This is a genomic window from Pseudomonas sp. IT-93MI4, from assembly GCF_949767635.1.
Lineage (GTDB): Bacteria > Pseudomonadota > Gammaproteobacteria > Pseudomonadales > Pseudomonadaceae > Aquipseudomonas > Aquipseudomonas putida_A.
Map to the genome: position 1 here is coordinate 140,385 of NZ_CATKPP010000011.1, position 17,735 is coordinate 158,119.

General features: G+C 62.6%; 7 protein-coding genes. 3 read left to right on the top strand and 4 right to left on the bottom strand.

What is annotated here, in order from left to right; translation table 11 throughout:
* Nucleotide 1: 1 nt before the first annotated feature.
* From ACM6I7_RS07850 to ACM6I7_RS07860, 3 genes are all read right to left on the bottom strand, one after another.
* The gene (locus ACM6I7_RS07850) at nucleotides 2–970 is read right to left on the bottom strand and encodes a Gfo/Idh/MocA family protein (protein ID WP_414888284.1); all 969 of its coding nucleotides are present in this window, start codon (nucleotides 968–970) and stop codon (nucleotides 2–4) included.
* Nucleotides 971–995: 25 nt separating this feature from the next.
* Nucleotides 996–1,883 carry a Dyp-type peroxidase gene (locus ACM6I7_RS07855; protein ID WP_414888285.1) on the bottom strand — a complete coding sequence of 296 codons (888 nt, stop codon included), beginning with the start codon at nucleotides 1,881–1,883 and terminating at the stop codon, nucleotides 996–998.
* 229 nt (nucleotides 1,884–2,112) lie between these two features.
* The gene (locus ACM6I7_RS07860; protein ID WP_027613655.1) at nucleotides 2,113–3,150 is read right to left on the bottom strand and encodes an AraC family transcriptional regulator; all 1,038 of its coding nucleotides are present in this window, start codon (nucleotides 3,148–3,150) and stop codon (nucleotides 2,113–2,115) included.
* A 210-nt stretch (nucleotides 3,151–3,360) separates the two neighbouring features.
* Between ACM6I7_RS07860 and ACM6I7_RS07865 the strand changes: the two genes are divergently transcribed.
* The 3 genes from ACM6I7_RS07865 to ACM6I7_RS07875 all read left to right on the top strand — a co-directional run bounded on the left by ACM6I7_RS07865 (nucleotide 3,361) and on the right by ACM6I7_RS07875 (nucleotide 5,029).
* Complete coding sequence (locus tag ACM6I7_RS07865; RefSeq protein WP_414888286.1) at nucleotides 3,361–4,308, top strand: transporter; 948 nt, start codon at nucleotides 3,361–3,363, stop codon at nucleotides 4,306–4,308.
* Nucleotides 4,309–4,578: 270 nt separating this feature from the next.
* Entirely contained in the window at nucleotides 4,579–4,770 is a 192-nt protein-coding gene (locus ACM6I7_RS07870) for a hypothetical protein (RefSeq protein WP_003225628.1), read from the top strand.
* The gene (locus ACM6I7_RS07875; protein ID WP_081730269.1) at nucleotides 4,760–5,029 is read left to right on the top strand and encodes a type II toxin-antitoxin system RelE/ParE family toxin; all 270 of its coding nucleotides are present in this window, start codon (nucleotides 4,760–4,762) and stop codon (nucleotides 5,027–5,029) included. The genes ACM6I7_RS07870 and ACM6I7_RS07875 overlap by 11 nt, the downstream gene beginning before the upstream one ends.
* Before the next feature lie 66 nt (nucleotides 5,030–5,095).
* Here ACM6I7_RS07875 and ACM6I7_RS07880 read toward each other — a convergent pair whose 3' ends face one another.
* On the bottom strand, nucleotides 5,096–17,593 hold the full coding sequence (locus ACM6I7_RS07880; protein ID WP_414888287.1) for a filamentous haemagglutinin family protein: 12,498 nt from the start codon (nucleotides 17,591–17,593) through the stop codon (nucleotides 5,096–5,098).
* Between the last annotated feature and the right edge of the window lie 142 nt (nucleotides 17,594–17,735).

Sequence of the window (17,735 nt, forward strand, 5' to 3'; positions counted from 1 at the left end):
ATCAGTGCCGTTTGAGGATCTGGTCCATCACCCAATCGGTTTTGAGGGCTTGTTCGGCGACGGCCGGATGCTGCGAATCGCCACGAATATGCGCATTCATGCCCAGCACGTGATGCCACTGAATGTGCTCGTGATGGGGGATCTCCAGGCTGATCTGCTCATCGGCGAACAGCTGCACCGGATGCTCGTCAAACACGGAGAACGCGATCCGACCCTGACTGCCGATAATCTCTACCCGATCCTCGCGCCGATCCGCCACAAAGCTCCAGCAACCCATGCCCAGCGCGCCCGAGGCAAACCGCCAACTGGCGCTGACCGCATCTTCCGCCGCATACAACCCGGCTTGCCGGGCGGTGAAACCGGCGACTTCAGCGATGTCGCCGAGCAGGTACTGGAACAGGTCAAAACCATGGCTGGCCAGATCGGCAAAGTAGCCGCCGCCGGCCACGCTCGGGTCGGTTCGCCAGTTGGCGCTGCCGTCCAGATCCGCCGCTGACGGCGCCTTGGTCAGCGTCCAGCTCAGATGCCGCACCTCACCGATGCGGCCCTGCGCCAGCCATTGCCGAACCTGGGCAAAGCGCGGCAACGAACGGCGGTAGTAGGAAACGAACAGGTACAGACCGGCGTCAGCAAATGCCTGCTGCATTTCGCGGCTTTGTCCGGCGTTGAGCGCCATCGGTTTCTCGACACAGCAGTGCTTGCCGGCGGCGGCGACTTTCAGGCTGTAGGCGTGGTGGCTGTCGGGTGGCGTGGCGATGTACACCGCGTCCACCTCGGGGTCGTTGATCAGTGCATCGACATCGGTATAAACCCGAGCGATGCCATGGCGCGAGGCGTATTCGGTCACCGCTTCAAGGCGCCGGCCCATCACCGCCACCAACGCCGAACCGGGCGCCTTGTAAAAGGCCGGCCCGCTCTTGCGTTCAGTGACGCTGCCGCAACCGATCATGCCCCACCGCACCACGTCCATGCTCAATTCCCTTTGTTTGAAACACTCAGCCGATGCGCAACGCGCGCAGATCGAGGTGGCCGTCCTTCAGCGGCGGGCACCAGTAGTAGCCGCCGGTGATCGGTCGGCTGATGCGATACAGACCGTCAGTGATGCCGTCTTCCAGACCGCTCATACGCCGCAGTTGGGCCTCGAAGGCGTCCAGCGAAAAACCGAAGGCGAGGAACATCAGGCCGGCGCGATCACCGTCGATCCACGGCATCGAACGGCGCACGACGAACGCTTCGGGGGCGAAGCTTTCCTGGGCGGTGCGTTTGACGTGGGCGGAGACTGGCGCGTCGTCGATCTCTTCGTTGTCGCTCAAGCGACGGCCCATGATGTTGTCCTTGTCTTCGGCGGACAGCTTATGGAAACCCTTGAGGTCGTGCTGCCACTGCTGGATCGCGGCAAAGCTGCCACCGACCAGACCATCAGCGCCCTCGCCCAGCAACGCGGCGGCGATCGCGGCGTCATCGTGCGGGTTTTCAGTGCCGTCTTCGTAGCCCGTCAGATCATGGCCGTCCTTGTGGCGGAAGGCTTCCTGCATGTCTACCAGGCGCAGCGCCGGGGCCAGCGCGGCTTCGAAGGCGTGGCAGCGATTGAGCAATTCACCCCGGTCAACACCGTGCAGCCAGACCCACAGCGCGTGCTGGGTCGACGGGTTTTCCACGCCGACGCCGCTCATGGCCGGAAAGCTGCGCAGACCGTCGATTTGCACGTTCAGGGCTTTGGTCAGGGATTCACCGAAACCGATCACAGCCGACTTGCCGTCCACCAGATTCATCAGGTTGTCGATCGCCTGCGGCAGTGCTTCAGCCGACGCAAGGGCAAAAAACAGGTGACGTGCTTGCGCAGGAACAGGGGTGGCGAGAATGCCCGGCTGGTAGTAACTCATGTGAACTCCTTGGGAAAGTGCGCGGGAGTTTACCTGTGGCCGGAGGGTTTGTGGGGTTGAGACGCCAATATCGGAGTTCACAGAGTCCTGTGGTGAGGGGATTCATCCCCGATGGGCAGCGAAGCGGCCCCAACCCTGCAATCTCGGACTACTGAAATACCGAGCTTTCAGAATTCGCGACGGCTGCGCCGCCGATCGGGGATAAATCCCCTCGCCACAGTGTTCGTGTTCAGGCAGGAGATGTGTCATGCCGCCACGCACTCGGGCTCATCCCCGTCCAACGCTTGAACGCCCGGCGAAAGCTGCGCACATCGCTGTAGCCGACTTCTTCGGTAATCCGCTCGATCGGCATGTCCGGATTGGCCAGCAGACTCATCGTGCGCGCCTGACGCACCTGTTCCAGCAGCGCTTCGAAGGTCAGCGCGTGCTCGGTCAAACGGCGGCGCAGGGTGCGGCTGCTCATGTTCAGGTCGCCGGCGATTTTTTCGATATGGCTGCCTCTGCTCAAGTCCCGGGCAATCGCCCGCTCCACTGCTTGAATCAGATCGAGTTTCTGATGTACCTGCGCCGCTTCCAGCTCCAGCAACGCAACCGCCTGACGCAGCGCCAGCGAATGGTGATTGGGCAGGTTGACGTCCAGCCACCGGGCATCGATCAGCATGCGATTGTGCAGACAGCCGAAGCGCACATCGGGCCCGAGCAAGCGGTGGTATTCGCTCAGATAATCCGGTGCAGCGTGCACAAACTCCACGGCGATCGCCTTGAACTCATGGCCCGCCAAGGCCCGGCCGTACACCAGCAGGCTGGCGAAAAACTCTTCGACCGCGAACACCTGCACATCGGCAAACGGTAAGCGACATTCGGCATCGAGGTGCACCTGATCGCCGATCACATCGACGCTGGACACCACGATTCCGCCGGAGGTGTGCTGGTGGCGGATGCCGAGGGCAAAGGCATCGCGCAAGGTCTTGCATAGCGACAGTACGTGGCCGAGCAGCCCCAGCGTACCCAACACATTCTGCGCGCCGACCCACAGCCCCAGGCCCTGATTTGGCAGTACTTTGAGCGCACGCTGAATCATCGCCACGGCCTGGCGGTAGGAAATCCGCTGCGCCGGATCCTGCAGATCTTCGAGGGTGAAACCCAGGCCACGGCACAGGCTTTCGGGGTCGACGCCTTTGTTGTGCACGACTTCGGCGAGGGTTTGCAGGAGGAACGGCGAGACCAGCGCCAATTCAAAAGTGGGGTCTTGGACTTTTACGTTCATGGGGGCTGACATTCCGGATCACGCTTGATTGTTATTTTTGTAACCGGTTATGTCGAAAGAAGTTAGCACAGGGTTGGCCGACTGTCCGCAGAAGTCCCCCTAACTGTCCGCCAATACCCTGCCCCAGCGGGCGCCAAGCGCTTATTTCTATGGTGCCGGACGTTCTGCGTACCGGCGCCACGTCCCACCACAATAATAATGAGGACAGCCATGAGCCCGAACCGCGCCACTTTCCCCTTGCGTCTGGCACTGACCTTGCTCGGTTGCACCGCGTCCCTGCCGGCCCTGGCCACCGAAGCCGGCGTGGACAACATCGGCCCCGGCACCGACGGATTTTTCATGCTGCCGCTGGAAGTCGACAGCCTTCCGCAGAACATGGTCGCGTTCAACCTCTACTACAACCATTACAAGTCGACCAAGCTCAACATCAGCTCGTTGGGCGGCAAGGTGCCGAATGTCGAAATCGAATCCACGGCGGTGATCCCGCGTATTGATTACCTGAGCCCGGTACGCGTGTTCGGCGGACGCCTGGCCGGCTACATCGCCCAGCCCTGGCTCAAGCAGGAAGTCTCGGTATTCGGTCTCAGCGATACCCGCGAAGGCATGGGTGACACCACCGTTGCGCCGATCATCCTGTGGGACATGGGCAAGAACCTGACCCTGGGTGCTGCCGTGGAGATCACCGTGCCCACCGGCGAATACAGCGTCGATCGGCTGGCCAACACCAGCAACAATTTCTACACCTACAAGCCGCTGTTCTCCTTCACCTGGCTGCCGACCGACAAGACCGAAGTGTCGATGAAGACCACTTACAGCTTCAACGAGAAGAACAAGGACACCGACTACAAGTCCGGGCAGATCTTCCACTTCGATTACTCGGCCAGCTACAAGATCACCGACGATGTGATGCTCGGCCTTAACGGCTATTACCTCAAGCAGACCACCGACGACAAACAGTACGGCCACACCGTGCAATTCGCCGGGCAGGATGTGGATGACGGCGTGCGCGGCAAAGTCTTCGCGATTGGCCCGGCGCTGCACCTGACCTTCCTCAAATACGCCAGTGCGGAGATTCGCTGGGCCAAGGAGTTTGACGTGGAAAACCGGCCGGAGGGCGAAATGCTTTGGGCCAAGGTCAGCATCCCCTACGCCTTCTGACCTGCGCCGCCATGCCATGTGGGAGCGGGCTTGCTCGCGAAAGCGCCGTGTCAGGCAACGTATTGGTTACTGACAGATTGCTTTCGCGAGCAAGCCCGCTCCCACAGGTGTGATGAAGCCTACAGCCCCCGTGGAAATGCCCACTTGATCCACGGAAACGTCTGACTGCGTTATCGCTCGCACCAATGGATACTGCGCACTTCGTCTTGCCAGTGACGACAGCGAGCCACATCCCCCTTAGACTGCTTCACATTGATCATGGAGGTCATTATGAGCGCCGAACTTTCCCTTATCGTTTCAGACTTCGAAACCCCAGAGCAGGCTGCCAGCTACGATCGCTGGTTCCGGGCACAGGTACAGGCCTCGATGGATGATCCGCGGCCCAACATCCCCCACGAGCAGGTGATGGCCGAGATGCGCGCCCTCATCGAATCGAAACTCAACAAAAACAGTGCGGGTTGACTGGCGACCTGAAGCTCGCACTCAACTCTGGCAAACCCTGAACTACATCGCTGACCGTAACGCCGTTGCGGCCAGTCAACTGAACGCCGCGATCGAAGCGGCTACCTCGGCCCTTCCACGTCACCCCTGCCTTTATCGCTTCGGCCGGGTCGCCGGCACCCGGGAAATTGTTGTCCATCCCAACTACGTCGTGGTTTATCGGGTAACCGACCGGATCGAGATTCTCAACCTTTTGCACGCTCGACAGGCGTATCCCTAAGCTTTCCCCCATCCACACAAAAAAAGGGCGACCAACCGGCCGCCCGAAGTACTACACGAGAGTCCTTTACAACGTCAGCTGCCCCCGTTCCTCCTCGGTCAACTGCTGCTTCGCCTGTTCATCCAGTGCCCCCGCTCCCAGCACCTGCACCGGGCTGTTCGGGTTGTAGCCGGCCGCCGGCGCACGACTGGCACCATCACGGCTCGGCGCCAGTTGTTCGTTGCCGAAGCTCAGCACCTGCACGGTGAACACCGACGCCTGGTTCTGCCGCGCTGCTGCTTGCTGCTGACGCGCCACGTCCTCAGCGGCCTGGGTTGCCGAAGATGCCGCCGAACTGGCCGAGGTGATCGCCCCGGTGTTCACCGCAGCCACCACCGGTACGCCACTGGTCTTGCCTTGCACGGCGATGTTGGCAGCGTTGACCACGGTCAGCGCAGCGATGTTGACGTTGCCCGACACGCGAATCCCCGCCTCGCCAGCGTCGATGGTGCCCAGCGGCGCGATCAGGTCGATGTCTCCCGGCGCCACTTCGGCAATCGGGTTAAGGGTGGCGATACCCGCACCGGTGCTCGGCACCGAAGGCGACAGGGTTACATTGCCCCAAGTGTCGTAAACCCGTTTCGGCGGGGTGTAGACCACAGTGGTTTTCGAGCCGCGACCGGCGTTGATGTCGCCCTCGGCCGACCAGCCGAGGATCGAGCCGCCGAAGGTGGTCATTATCCGGCTCTGCCCCAGCAGAATGCTGCCCTGCGAGTAGAGCTGAATGTTGCCCGAACCCTGAGTGATGATCCCGGCGGTGGAAGGTGGTGCTGCGCCTTCTATGCCGAACACCTGACCACCACCGGGCGTGAGCATCTGGATATCGCCGCCGAACAGCGTCTTGACCCCGGCACCACCGTAGAGCGTGATGTCGCCGTCGTAACGGAGTGGATTGCCCGCCACATCGGTGCTCGGGAACAGTGCGGCGATGGCGTTGCGACCGCGCAGATAACTGCCCTTGCGTGGGCCGTCAGCGTCGTTGTACTCCAGCCCGCCTGCGCGCAGTTCGGCGAAGTACACCTGCCGCGCAAAGATCGCCTGCTCGGCACTTGGCAGCGCGGCATAGAACGCCTGTGCCTGCTCTGCGTTGCCGCTGAAGCCGTAACCGAGGGTCAGCCAGCTCTGCAACTCGTCGAGGTAGGTCTTGACCACTTTGCCCGGCTGGCCGTTGAGAGAGGCATTCGGATCAGCAAGGTTCTGCGGATTCAGGTAACGGGCGATGAACTTTGTGTAATCCGGCCCCTGCGCGCCTGCGCCCGCCTGCAATACCACGCTGGCACCAGGCCGCGAATCCCCGGCCACTATCGAGCCGAGACTGGTGATGCTGGCGCGGTTTTCCATCAGGATGTTGCGCCCGGCATTGATATCCAGCGTTCCAGGTCCGGCGATATCGAAGCTGCTGTAGAGAATGTCGCGGCCCGCCGAGACGCGCGATACATCTCGCAGGTCATTGTGGACGAACAGGTTGCCGGTGGAAAAAATGTCCTCCTTGCCGCTACTCATTTCCACTGTCGGCACGGCCGCAGGCTGCCCCAGGGCAGTGCCAGAGGCAACGATGTCGCGTCCGGCGATCATCCACACAGGCCCCGCCGCTTCGTACCAGGTGCGTCTGGAAGTGGAAAAGCTCAACGTTTCGCCACTGCGAATGCCCACCAGGTCCCCCGTCAGCGCATAGAATCGCGCCGGCCCCTGTACGTCGTTCGATCCCGAGTAGGTGTTGGGACCATAGGCAAACAGCGGATATCGCACGTTGCCATCTGCCGCCACGCCATCGTCGCTGTAGTTGGTGCGCAGCGGTTTTCCGGCGTTGCTGTTGGCGTAAGCATTGAATGCCGGTTTGAACGGGGTAGCCACGGCCATCGGGCTGGCCCCCGACTGGTTGATCGCATAGCCACCGGCGTAGATAGAGTCACCTGCCAGCAGTTCAAGCTGCCCCGACTTCGACGGCGCCAGAAGCAGTGAGTAACCTTGCAGCGGGTAGTTGTTTACGCCAATGAATGTCGCGGATGGCCCTGCATAAACGGACCCTTGGCCCGCCACCGCGCGCAGAATCGATGGGTAGACAAATCGGCCGTCGGTAGGCGAGGTATTGCGGCCCGTGATCAGGCCGTTGGATGTACTGAATTCTGCTATCTGTGTGCCCGGCGTCAGGTTCCCGCCAGCCGAGAACAGATCGATTGCCGTGTGGTCAGTCCACAATGAAAAGCCACTGAGGATACCGCCCTGCTCAACGCTTGCGTCGGCCGCCATGATCGGGCTGGCGTTCATCAGACTCACTCGCCCAGGATCCGCGGCACCGCCCAACACCAGATCACCGCGGCTGCTCAGGCTCATGCCCGAGTCACCCGGAATCAGCACCACGCCTCCGGAAGCACTACCGGTGGTCGAGGTAAACGGATCAAGTGCGCGGGTTTCCCGAAGATCATTGAACACGGCGCCGGCGCCGTACTGCAGGTTGATGCCGCCGAGTGCTCCACCCGTCATGTGTGCCGCGCCGCGCAGGTTGATCAGCGCGCCCTGCAGATCATGATTCGGTTGGCCGAAGCCGGTTTCTCCGGCCCGCGCTTGCAGCGAAGGGTTGAGCGCGCCGCCGATACGAATGTCCATGTCACCACCACCGGTCATCTGCAGACTGCCATCGCTGGCGACTCGACCGGTGCTGCCTACTGCGACGATCAGCCCCTGACCGCGCGGGTAGTTAACGGCATCGCCTACCGGTTTGAGCATGCCGGCATCACCACCAGCCCGCAGGCTGATATTGCCACCGCCCAAGGTACCGAAACCGGTGAAACCCACCAGGTAGGGTTCAGTGTTGATCACCCGATCTGAGTTCATTTGGGTGGAATAACTGCCGAAGTTGATCCACCAGGCCGTGGGCACATCCGGGTTTCCCGTGCCTTGACGCCACAGCCAGTTGCCCACTGCCACACTGGCCATCTGCTCGCGGAACCCGCTCGCTGTCGATTGAGCTTTCGTCCCGACCGAATCACCGGAAACCGAGCCACCGGCATTGATTGTCAGGTTGCCGCCCATCTGCGGATACCAGGCCTGATAGAGGCTGTCGCTGCCGCCGTCGACCCATTTTTCATAAGCGGCACCGGCCGTACCCAACACCGAATCGTTATCCGAAAGATGCCCGCGCGGCTGGTTATAGAGCGGGTCGATATTCGCTGATTGGGTGCCGGCGATGTACACGCCGAACGGTGAATCCATGCTCAGATTGCCGGCGGCGATCAGGTCGAGATCACCCGTGCCGGTGCGCAGAACACTGAACATCTGCATATGGGCCTTGGCCGTTTTCCCGGGATTGTTGCCGATGCACAGTTCCGGCTGCAGATCACAAATGAATTGGGCCTCCTCGGGAACCGGTTCGTAGTCCGGCCCCATTCCACTGCCTGGCGCCCAGACCCAACGGGCCATGGGTACGCACAAGTCGGCAATCTGCTGGCAGTACTCGAGCATGTCATCAGGGACCGGCTCGTAGGGCGTAAAGAAGGGATTATCCGGAGCCCAGACCAGCTTGCCCGCCGCCGTGGTGATGTTGACGCCGTAATGACTGTCCGCCAGCCGCAGATTGCCTTCCGGGGTCAGCGGTTTGACCGCACGACTATCGGCCGCAGCCAGATCTGCACCGGCGACCACGCGCATCGACCACGACGCACTGCCCGACGGCAGCATGCTGGCCACCGCCCAGTTCTTGCCCTGTTGTGTGCCGTTGAACGGCCGCAACTCGATCAGCGAAGTGCCTTCGGCGAGCTTCACATCGGTCATCGACGGAATCAGCGAACCGCGCAACAAGGCCAGCTCGCCCTTTAATTTCACCCCGGAGGAGGTCGTCAGATCTGCGTCGTAAACGCTGGGCAACGGCACCCCCTTGGGCCAGTTCATCGCGTGCAGGGCGGTGGCCTTGTTCAAGCGAATGCCGGCCCCCAGGCGTGTGTCGGCAGGCAACGTCACGCTGTCGCTGAGCAGCGTACCGGCGGCGTACAGCAGATGACCGTTGCTGTCGTGAATCGCCCCCGCCAGCACCGTGCCGGCGCTGAAGGTATACGCCTCGTTCAGCACAGCTTGAGTCGGCAGCAACGTGCCACTGGCCAGAACCGCTGGTTGAATCATCACGTCGTAATTGAGTGTCGCCCCCAGCGGAAACTGCGTGCCCTCGGCCAGCGTCACTCCACTGCCCGGCACGATCAGATCGCCGCCGAACGGCTGCACACCGGCAATCAGTTTCCAGCCGGCGTCATCCTGGGTTTCCGGTGGCGGCGCGAAGCCGTCATTGATGCTGCCGTAAATATCGAGGTTGCCACCGGCGCGAATCACCAGGCTGCCCGCTTCGCCGGAACCATATACGGAAGGGTTCAGCTGCGTGTGCGGATTGAGACTGGCGTAGCGGTAACCGGACAAATCCAGATCGCCCTCCACCACCAGATCACCGTCAGCCGTCTTGCTCGCGATCTCCACCCCGGGCCGCAAATGGAACGCATCGGCATACGTGGCGTTATTCAACCCGGCGAGTTTGCGTTGCAGCAGATCGTTGTTGCCCAGTGCGGCGTTGATAAAGTCAGTGCTGTCGCCGTGAATGCGTTCGAGCATGGCCTGATCGATGACTTGATACGGCCGGCCACTGACTGCCTGATCGACACCCTCGCGGGCATCGGTATAGCGGCGCAAACCGTTGAGGCCGATGGAGCGTACGCCCTGAATGGTCAACGCACCGCTGGCGTCGATGGCGATGTCATTGCTGCCCAGGCGCGGCGCGTTCAGCTCCAGCGTACCGCGCAGCATTCCATCGTGTTGCCCCGCGAGGAAACCGGGCACGGCATCGGTGCCGTGGCGCAGGTCGATGCGCGCGCCGCTGCCCAGCGTGAGCAAGCCATCGCCGGAATTCAGTTCGACCGTGGCGCGGTTCGGCGCATCGATGATCTCGCCGTAGCTGTCGACGCGCAGCACGCGACCATGGGCATCGAGCACGCTGCTGCCAGTCAGCGTCAGGCCATTTTTCGCCGACAGACGAATGCTGCCGACTCGTTCGCCGCTGGCATCGATCAGACCGGTCGCCGTCAGGCTGCCATTGTCCACCGACACATTGATCTCACCAGCCTTGAGACCGTCGCCGATCACCAGATTGCCTTGCTTGAGTTGCAGGCTGCGGCTGCCGTACACCTGCCCGGCGTTCAGACGCTGATTGAGCGCGGCGAATTGCTCGGTGGCGTCACCTCCCAGGCGCTGCGCGCGAATGTCCACGCCACCGGCTTTGTACGGCACCAACGTGCCCCCGGCGTCGTAGTAACCGCTGCTGCCGCCAAGGATCTCGCCTCGCAGATCGACCACCCCGGCCGCGTCGGCCAACGCGACGACGCTGAGAGTACCGGCCTGATTGTTCTTCGCCGACAGATCGATTCGCGAGCCCGCAGCCTGACGGATATTACCGTTGGCGCTGTACAGCGATACGTCGCCGCCCCAGCTGTATTTGCTGACATCGTTGAACGGCAAGGTGCGCCCGGCCAAGTCCAGCGCGGCAGCAATGCCGAGGGTCAGATCGTCTTCGGACTTGACTGTCAGCTTACCGCTGGCCAAGGCGATACGGCTGTCCAGCACGATATTGCGGGCTTCAAGGTTCAACTCCGCCCCCAAGGCATTGGCCACTCCGGCAGCCCCGGCGCCGCTGAGCGTCAGGCTGTTGCCGGCCTTCAGCAGACTGACCGATGCCGCCTCGCCAGTGAGCAACGGCGTACGCAGATTCAGATTGCCGCCGCTGTAGCGATAACCCGTGAGCGGATCGTACGCGCCCTGCTCCTGATACACCGCCAGGCTGCCCTTGTGATTGGCGGTGATGCGCTCGCTGGCGCTGAGGTTGACGTTGGCAAAACCCAGCGCCAGACGATTGTTCTGATCCAGCCCGCTGGCCTGAGGCATCGGGCCGTAACCCAGTTCGATCCGCTGGGCCTGAATATCCAGCGTGCCGCTGCCGGTGCCCGCACCACCCGTGATGACAGCGCCAGGGCTCTGGGTAGCGCCGTTCCAGATCAGGTTGGCCGTGCGGATGCTCGCCACATCGTTGGCATCGCCCAGACCGTAGATCGCCGGGGTGACCAGCACCAGGTTCTGCAGTTTGCTCTGACCGGTCTGTGGATCGATCGTGTCGAGGCTCACGCTGCCGTAGAAATTGAAGGCGTCGCGAGTGGTCAGGCTCAGGGTTTCCAGGGCCGGCGCGGCAAACTGCGTATCACCGCGCAGCAAGCGGTCGAGTACGTTCTGATTGAGCGTGAGGCCGGCGGGCACGCGGCTGCCCGCCGCTGCAAGTGCTTCGGCGCTGCCGGTATTGACCGAGCCGACCGACAGTGCGAGATGACGGGTGCCGAAACGCACCGCTTCACCGAGTTCGAACTGGTTATCCGTAGCGGCCGTGATACTGCCGTTCGAATACAGCAGGGCCGGATTGTTGCACGCACTCGCTGCGCAAGTGCCGATCCGGATGCTGCCCGCGCCGCTGATGCCGCTGGCCGCTTCCGGCGCCAGCACATTGGTCCAGCCGTTGGAAACGACCAACAGGCTGGAACCTTTCGGCTCATAAACGTAACCGGCCAGCGAGTCGTAGGCCACGTTGCCACGCCCCAGCGTATTGATCCCGCCTCCCGCCTCGACGGTGATGCCGCCAAGCGTTGACGTGGTACGCAGCAAAACCTGCGGCGCAGACAGAATCGCCCCTTCACGCAAGACAATACTTTCACTCGCGCCCAGGAAGCCGATGATGTTAGCGGTCGTGTTGTACAAGACATTCGGCATCGCACCGATGGTCAGCCGCCCCGCGTTGAGGCTGTTGAGCGTGTCGGCGTACAGCGACACACCGTTGAAACCCGGTGTCGATGCACGGCCCGCACCCAGTATCTCGAAGCTGCTCCCGGCATTGCCGCCGCGGACCACCGCCGTACCGGTCATGCCGCCCTCGGCGGCCGCGAACAGTGCGCGCCCATTGAACTGCAAAGCGATGTCTTGCTTGCCACCGGGGGCCAGGCGCAAATCCAGGGTCTTGCCGTCCATCGGTGCCAGCGCGCGTGGCACACCGCGCCGAGCGGCGTCGCTCTGGATGAATGCAGTGAATCCGGTTTCGTTGTACTGCGAATAACGACGCAACACGTCGGCAGACGTGAGAATGAGCTGGCTGGCCAGGCTCTCTCGCAAGCCGGTATTGGCAATCGACAGCTGCCCACTGCTGATCCATGAGCCATTGCGCAATGGCAGCGCGTCCGTTGTCACGCCGGGCGTCGCCTGACCGTTTACCTCAACCCGGAACGCGCCGGGCATCAAGGCAAACGTTGACGGCAACAGTGTGTAAGTACCCGCCGCCAACCCCGGCACACCGGCGCCAATAGTGATCTGCTGGCCAATGCGCGGATCGCCCGCACCCGCTTCGGCCAGCATCGGCGCGTAGCTGCTCTGGTTGCCGGGCACGATGGCATACACCGGGTTGCTCGCCAGCCCCGGCAGGCTGAAGGTGCCGTCAGTCGCATTGCGCACCAGCGGGTTGAAACGTGCATCGGTGGAACCCCCGCGACCGGACACGAAACCGGCGCCACGCAGATCGCCACCGCCGGACAGGTCGATGACCGCACCGCTTTGCACATCGGCGAACTGCGTGCCGATCGACACGCCTGATGTTTCGCCGGAGATGCCGTTGAGCACCACGGATTTGCCGTTATAGCGATAGTCGATACCGTCCGTGGTGCCACCGTACGGCATGACCAGACCGGCACCGCTGACCGAAGTCAGACTGCCCGGCAGAAGACGAACCTCGTGAGTGGTGCTGAGCAAATCGTCACCCAATACGATCTTGCCCAGCGGTGCACGCAAGACACCGCCCTGTTCGATGTACGCGGCGGAAAAAATCAGCTTTCCGAATGCCGAGTACGGCACCGCAGTCGGTGCCGCGCCGTGGCCGCTGATCCGCAAGGTGTGTTCGGAAACCGGGACGGCGCCCTGATAACCGGCACGCACCTCAGCCTGAATGCCGGTGGCGGGATAGATCTGCGCCGCACCGAGGTTCAAGTCGCCCGGCGTCCACAGCCTGGTTTTCTCCGCACCATCATTCGGCGCGAGGAAGCGCAGGTCGCCGCTGCTGTCGAGGCTCACCAGACCGAAAGCCCGACGGCTGTATTCAACGGCCGGCGCCTGCCGTTGCAGGATCGAACCCTGAGTCCCGAAGGACAGGCCATTGCCCACGTCCAACAAATTCGCGGAGGCATTGAACGTTGCATCGGACGATCGGGCCGTCGGGCCAGGGAGCAACCGTGGGCGCATCATGTTGAAGCCGGCGAAGTAGGTGCCCACACCCGACAGGCGCAGGTACGGAGCACTCAAGTCGATCCGTGCCGTGCCTTTGGAATTCTCGGCGAGAGACAGCGCTGCGGCGAAGAGACTGAGGCTTTGATTCATGCGCAGATTGACGTCACCGTCAAACGACAACAGACCGTTGCTCAGCAGGCTGAGATTGTCGAAACCGCCCGTCATCAAGCCATCGGCACTCAGACGGGCTTGACCGTAACGCAAGCCATCGGCGCCTTCGCCGGGTTGCAGGTTCGCGGGCAGCAGCCCGTTCCCTGCCGCTTGACCAATGATCATTTCCCTCGGCGAGCGCACCGCGTTGCTCGCCGAATCGGAATACAACGGCGTCTCCAGCGCCAGTTCCAGACGACCACCGGCCGCCCCGACGCCACCCGCCGCCGCACGCAAGTTGCCTTCAACGAAAAGACCGTTATAGGAACTCAAACTGATGCGCCCGCCGTCCGTTGCGATACGAGTCGGGCCTTGACCGGCGATATCCAGAACGGCCTCGGTGCCCGAGGCATCCAGCCGCGCGCCCGGACGTACAATCACGTAGGCATCGGCAGCCGTGGCGGTTGCCAGCTTCGCATCGATCTCGCCGCCGATGATGAGGCTGCCGCCCTTGCCGACCTGCCCGTAAGTGCGGCCCAGGGTGTCGGTCGCCGTATTCGCACGCCCGGCGACATCCAGCACGGCCTGCTCGCCGATCCAGATCGAGCGGTCATGTGCGCTCGGATCAGCCGTTTGAATCGAAGTGGCCGGCTGGATCGAGCCGAATTGTTGCTGACGAATATCGATCGTGCCGCCCCAGGCATTCAGTTCACCGTCGACAGTGATCTGCCCGGCACCGCGCAGCTTGATACTCTGTCCCGGGTCGACGCTGATGCGCGAGCCACGGCCCAGGGTCAGGGGGCTGTTGGCCGCGTCTATCAGACCGACCAGCGTCGCGCCACCTTGCAGTGTCAGGCTGGCGCCGGCACGTTGGGTCAGCACGCCCTTAGTCGGGTTTTCCTGGAACAGCGTCGGTGACCACAGTTCCAGCGCCGTTCGCGGATCGGCGCCACTGACCTGGTTGGGTGCCGCATCACCGAAACGGTACACCGGCAGGGTCACATCAATCGCGGCGCCTTCGGCAACGTCGAGCCCGTTGAGACCGATCAGGTTGTAGGCGGAGAACCCCTTGCCGAACAGGTCAGTGGACAGTTGCAGGGTATTGTCTGCCAGGGCTTTATCCGTCTGGCCGACGAGAATCCTGTTGGCCTGCACCGTCAAGGTGCCGCCGCCCGTGACGCCGTAACCGCGCAGTTCGCCATTGAGGTTCAGATGCGATGTGCCCGGCGCGGAAATGGCACTGGACTCCAGCGTCAAATCACCGCCCTTGCCGCCCCGGGTCTTGCCATTGGCGAGTATGGCGCCACCGGAAGAAACGTCGAGCAGGCTGCCGGCAGCGACGTCGATATCACCGCTGCTGCGGATCGATATCAGGCCACCGTTCAGATACGCGAGGCTGGCGTTATCGTCCGGGTTGGTGCGCAGGTTGCTCCACAGCCCTCGGGTGTCGAGATGCACGCCCTCGACGATGCGGGTTTGCGTGGTTTTGTCGGCTTGGGCCGCCAGGCGAGTGTCGGTGTTTGCGCCACCATTGAACTGATTGAGTACGTTGCCCAGACGCAGACTGCCACCGCGAGCGGTCAGGTCGGCGCCGATCTGAACATCCGGGGAATACAGGGTGATGTCGCCACCGTTATCGACCGTCAGCGCACCGTCAACGGCGATCTGATCCTTGGCCGAAACCTTGAGTGCACCGAGGCGGAATCCGTTGAGCTGATCGTTATCGAGATACAGCTTGCCTTTGCGGGCATCGGACACCACGCCGGTCAAGTCCGGATCGTTGCCAGCGACCGGACGCGCGCCACCGATCTGCACCTGATCGAGCAATGGATCGAGGGTGTAGAGCAGGCCATTCGACGCCGCGACGAAGGTCGGGTCATAACTGCCGACGATCAATTGCGCCCGCCGGGCCAGCGCGGTCTGGCTCTGCTCATAGCCATCGAGCACCGGTTTCGGCGCCTGATTCTGCCGTTCGCCCTCATACACCTCGCCGATCATTTGCCCGTCGAGCACGGCGTTGGCCGTGGCGATCACCAGTTGTCCGGCATCGCGGCCCACGGTGTAACCCGACTCGAAACGCGAGCGCGGGGCAATCAGCGGGCTGTAGTAATAACGGGTCTGGCCCCAGCGTTGGCTGCTGTCTTCATAGCCTTTGTACAGGCCGCTGTAGAGCAGGTCCCCCGGCGCGCGCGACACTTCATACAACTTGCCGTCGGCGCCACGCAGCCAGCTCTGGCGGATCTCGCCGCTCTGCACATCCAGAGTGCCGCCGGACAGGTTGATCAACGAACCTTTTTCCGTGACCACGTCGTTGCCGGCAAAACTCACCGTGCCGCCCTGAGCCATCCATTCGCCGACGCTGTGGCCCTGAGTGCCGAGATAACCACCGACTTCCAACAGGCCACCGGCGGTGTACCAGCGATCCGTGGCGTAGCCGTTGGTGCCGGCCGGTACATACACCAGATCGCGCACATCGACCCAGATGTCATTGCTGTTGAGCGCGCCCTTCTCGCGGTTGACCGAGGCATCGCGCTGCTCGTTGCCTTGCACGTTGATCTTGATGCTGTTGTTTTCCATTGCCACTTTGACGCCGAGGGCACCGGATACATCGATCATCGCGCCGTCGCGCACCAGGCTGCGGCGTTGTGCGCTGACCGCGACCTGGCCGCCGGTGGCCAGGGTGATCGAGCCGTTCTGGAACTCGACACTGCCGCCGCTCTGTATCTCGATACGCGACTGGTCGCCACGGATCCGGTTATTCGCCGTGACGCCCGTCAGCGCGGCCTGATGCTGGCTGTCGAGGGCCGTCAGGTCGCTGCTGTCGAGCATGATCGCCGTCGCACTGCCCTGCCCCAGCGTGACGCTGCCGTTGCTGTCGGTGCTCGGGTTGGTGAGGTGAATCGTGCCCCGCGTCGCCACTGATGTGCTGGCGAGCAAGACACCGTTCTGCACCACCTCGTGACCGCTCAGAGTGATGTCGCCGGTGGCGGACTGGATCAAGCCGTTGTTAGTGACTTTTCCCGCCACGGCACCGGCCTTGAAACCGGGGATGACTTCGTTGCCGAAGGTGGTGGACAGCGCATTGCCCTCGGTGCCCGAGCCCTTGCGGATATAGAAACGGTCACCGGCGGCGAGCACGGTCTGGCCCTTGGCGGTACTGATGCTGCCGTCGTTCTGCACGTCGTTGCCGAGCAGCAAGGCATAACCCCCGGCAGCGGTGGACGATGCCGGCTTGTGGGTGTCGATGGAGGCACCGCGTTCCACCAACACCTTGCCGGCGGCATCGGTGAACGTCGGCTGGGTGCCGGTGCTGTCGAAATACAGACCCCGATCACGGAACTGGATATCGGTGATGTTGGCGGCAGCGGCCACCAGGTTGCGCACGTTGACCTGACTGCTGCCGCTGAACACGATGCCGTTGCGGTTGATCAGCATCACCGTGCCGTTGCCCTTGATCTGGCCCTGGATCTGGCTGGCCCGGGCATTCGGATCGTTGACCCGGTTGAGCACCGCCCAGTTCGACTGCTGGGCGAAATCGACCGTGGTATTGCGACCGACGTTGAAGGTTTCCCAGTTAAGAATGGCCTTGTCGGCGGTCTGCTCGATTGTCACTGTGGTTTTGCCATCGACCTGGGTCTGCTGCGGGCCCTTCGCGTTCTGCCAACCCTGGGTCAGGCTGTTATCGACTTTCAAGCCACCCTCGCCCAGGCCGTCCGGCACGAACTGTACCGTGCCCAATGCGGCGGCGCGCCCGGCCGCCTGCGCCGCTTGTTGCGCGGCAATCGCGGCGACCGTGTTATTCAAGGTCTGAATCGAGCGCTGCAATTGCTGGTTGGCTTTTTGCTGCTGGGCCAATGGCGGTGTCATCCCCGGCAGGCCCCCCACGCTCGGACGCGCAGCCGCGGCCTGCTGCGCCGCACCCTTGGCGGCAAACCAGCTCGAACTGAACGCCGTCTGCGCTTGCGCGCTACCCGCCACCAGACATAACGCCACCGCGTGCGCCAATGGCTTGAGCAACCACAGCGCCGGCTCCACGGCATCACGCTGGAAGGACTGAACGTGGGTACGACGACGGGATGGGCGAGCGAGCATCACTACGAGATCCTTTTTTGATTGCCACATATGGCCGCAGGCGCGCAAAAACCTGCTGTTACGACATAGGCCGTTGGCGGAGGGCGCGACCGAACGGATGTCACACAAACTTCATGTTCGGCGTGTATTCGAGCCAAAAAAA

Bases quoted from the DNA above. Each gene is read 5' to 3' on its own strand.
- ACM6I7_RS07865 (WP_414888286.1), top strand. From the start codon at position 3,361: ATGAGCCCGAACCGCGCCACTTTCCCCTTGCGTCTGGCACTGACCTTG.
- ACM6I7_RS07870 (WP_003225628.1), top strand. From the start codon at position 4,579: ATGAGCGCCGAACTTTCCCTTATCGTTTCAGACTTCGAAACCCCAGAG.
- ACM6I7_RS07880 (WP_414888287.1), bottom strand. From the start codon at position 17,593: ATGCTCGCTCGCCCATCCCGTCGTCGTACCCACGTTCAGTCCTTCCAG.
- ACM6I7_RS07855 (WP_414888285.1), bottom strand. From the start codon at position 1,883: ATGAGTTACTACCAGCCGGGCATTCTCGCCACCCCTGTTCCTGCGCAA.
- ACM6I7_RS07860 (WP_027613655.1), bottom strand. From the start codon at position 3,150: ATGAACGTAAAAGTCCAAGACCCCACTTTTGAATTGGCGCTGGTCTCG.
- ACM6I7_RS07850 (WP_414888284.1), bottom strand. From the start codon at position 970: ATGGACGTGGTGCGGTGGGGCATGATCGGTTGCGGCAGCGTCACTGAA.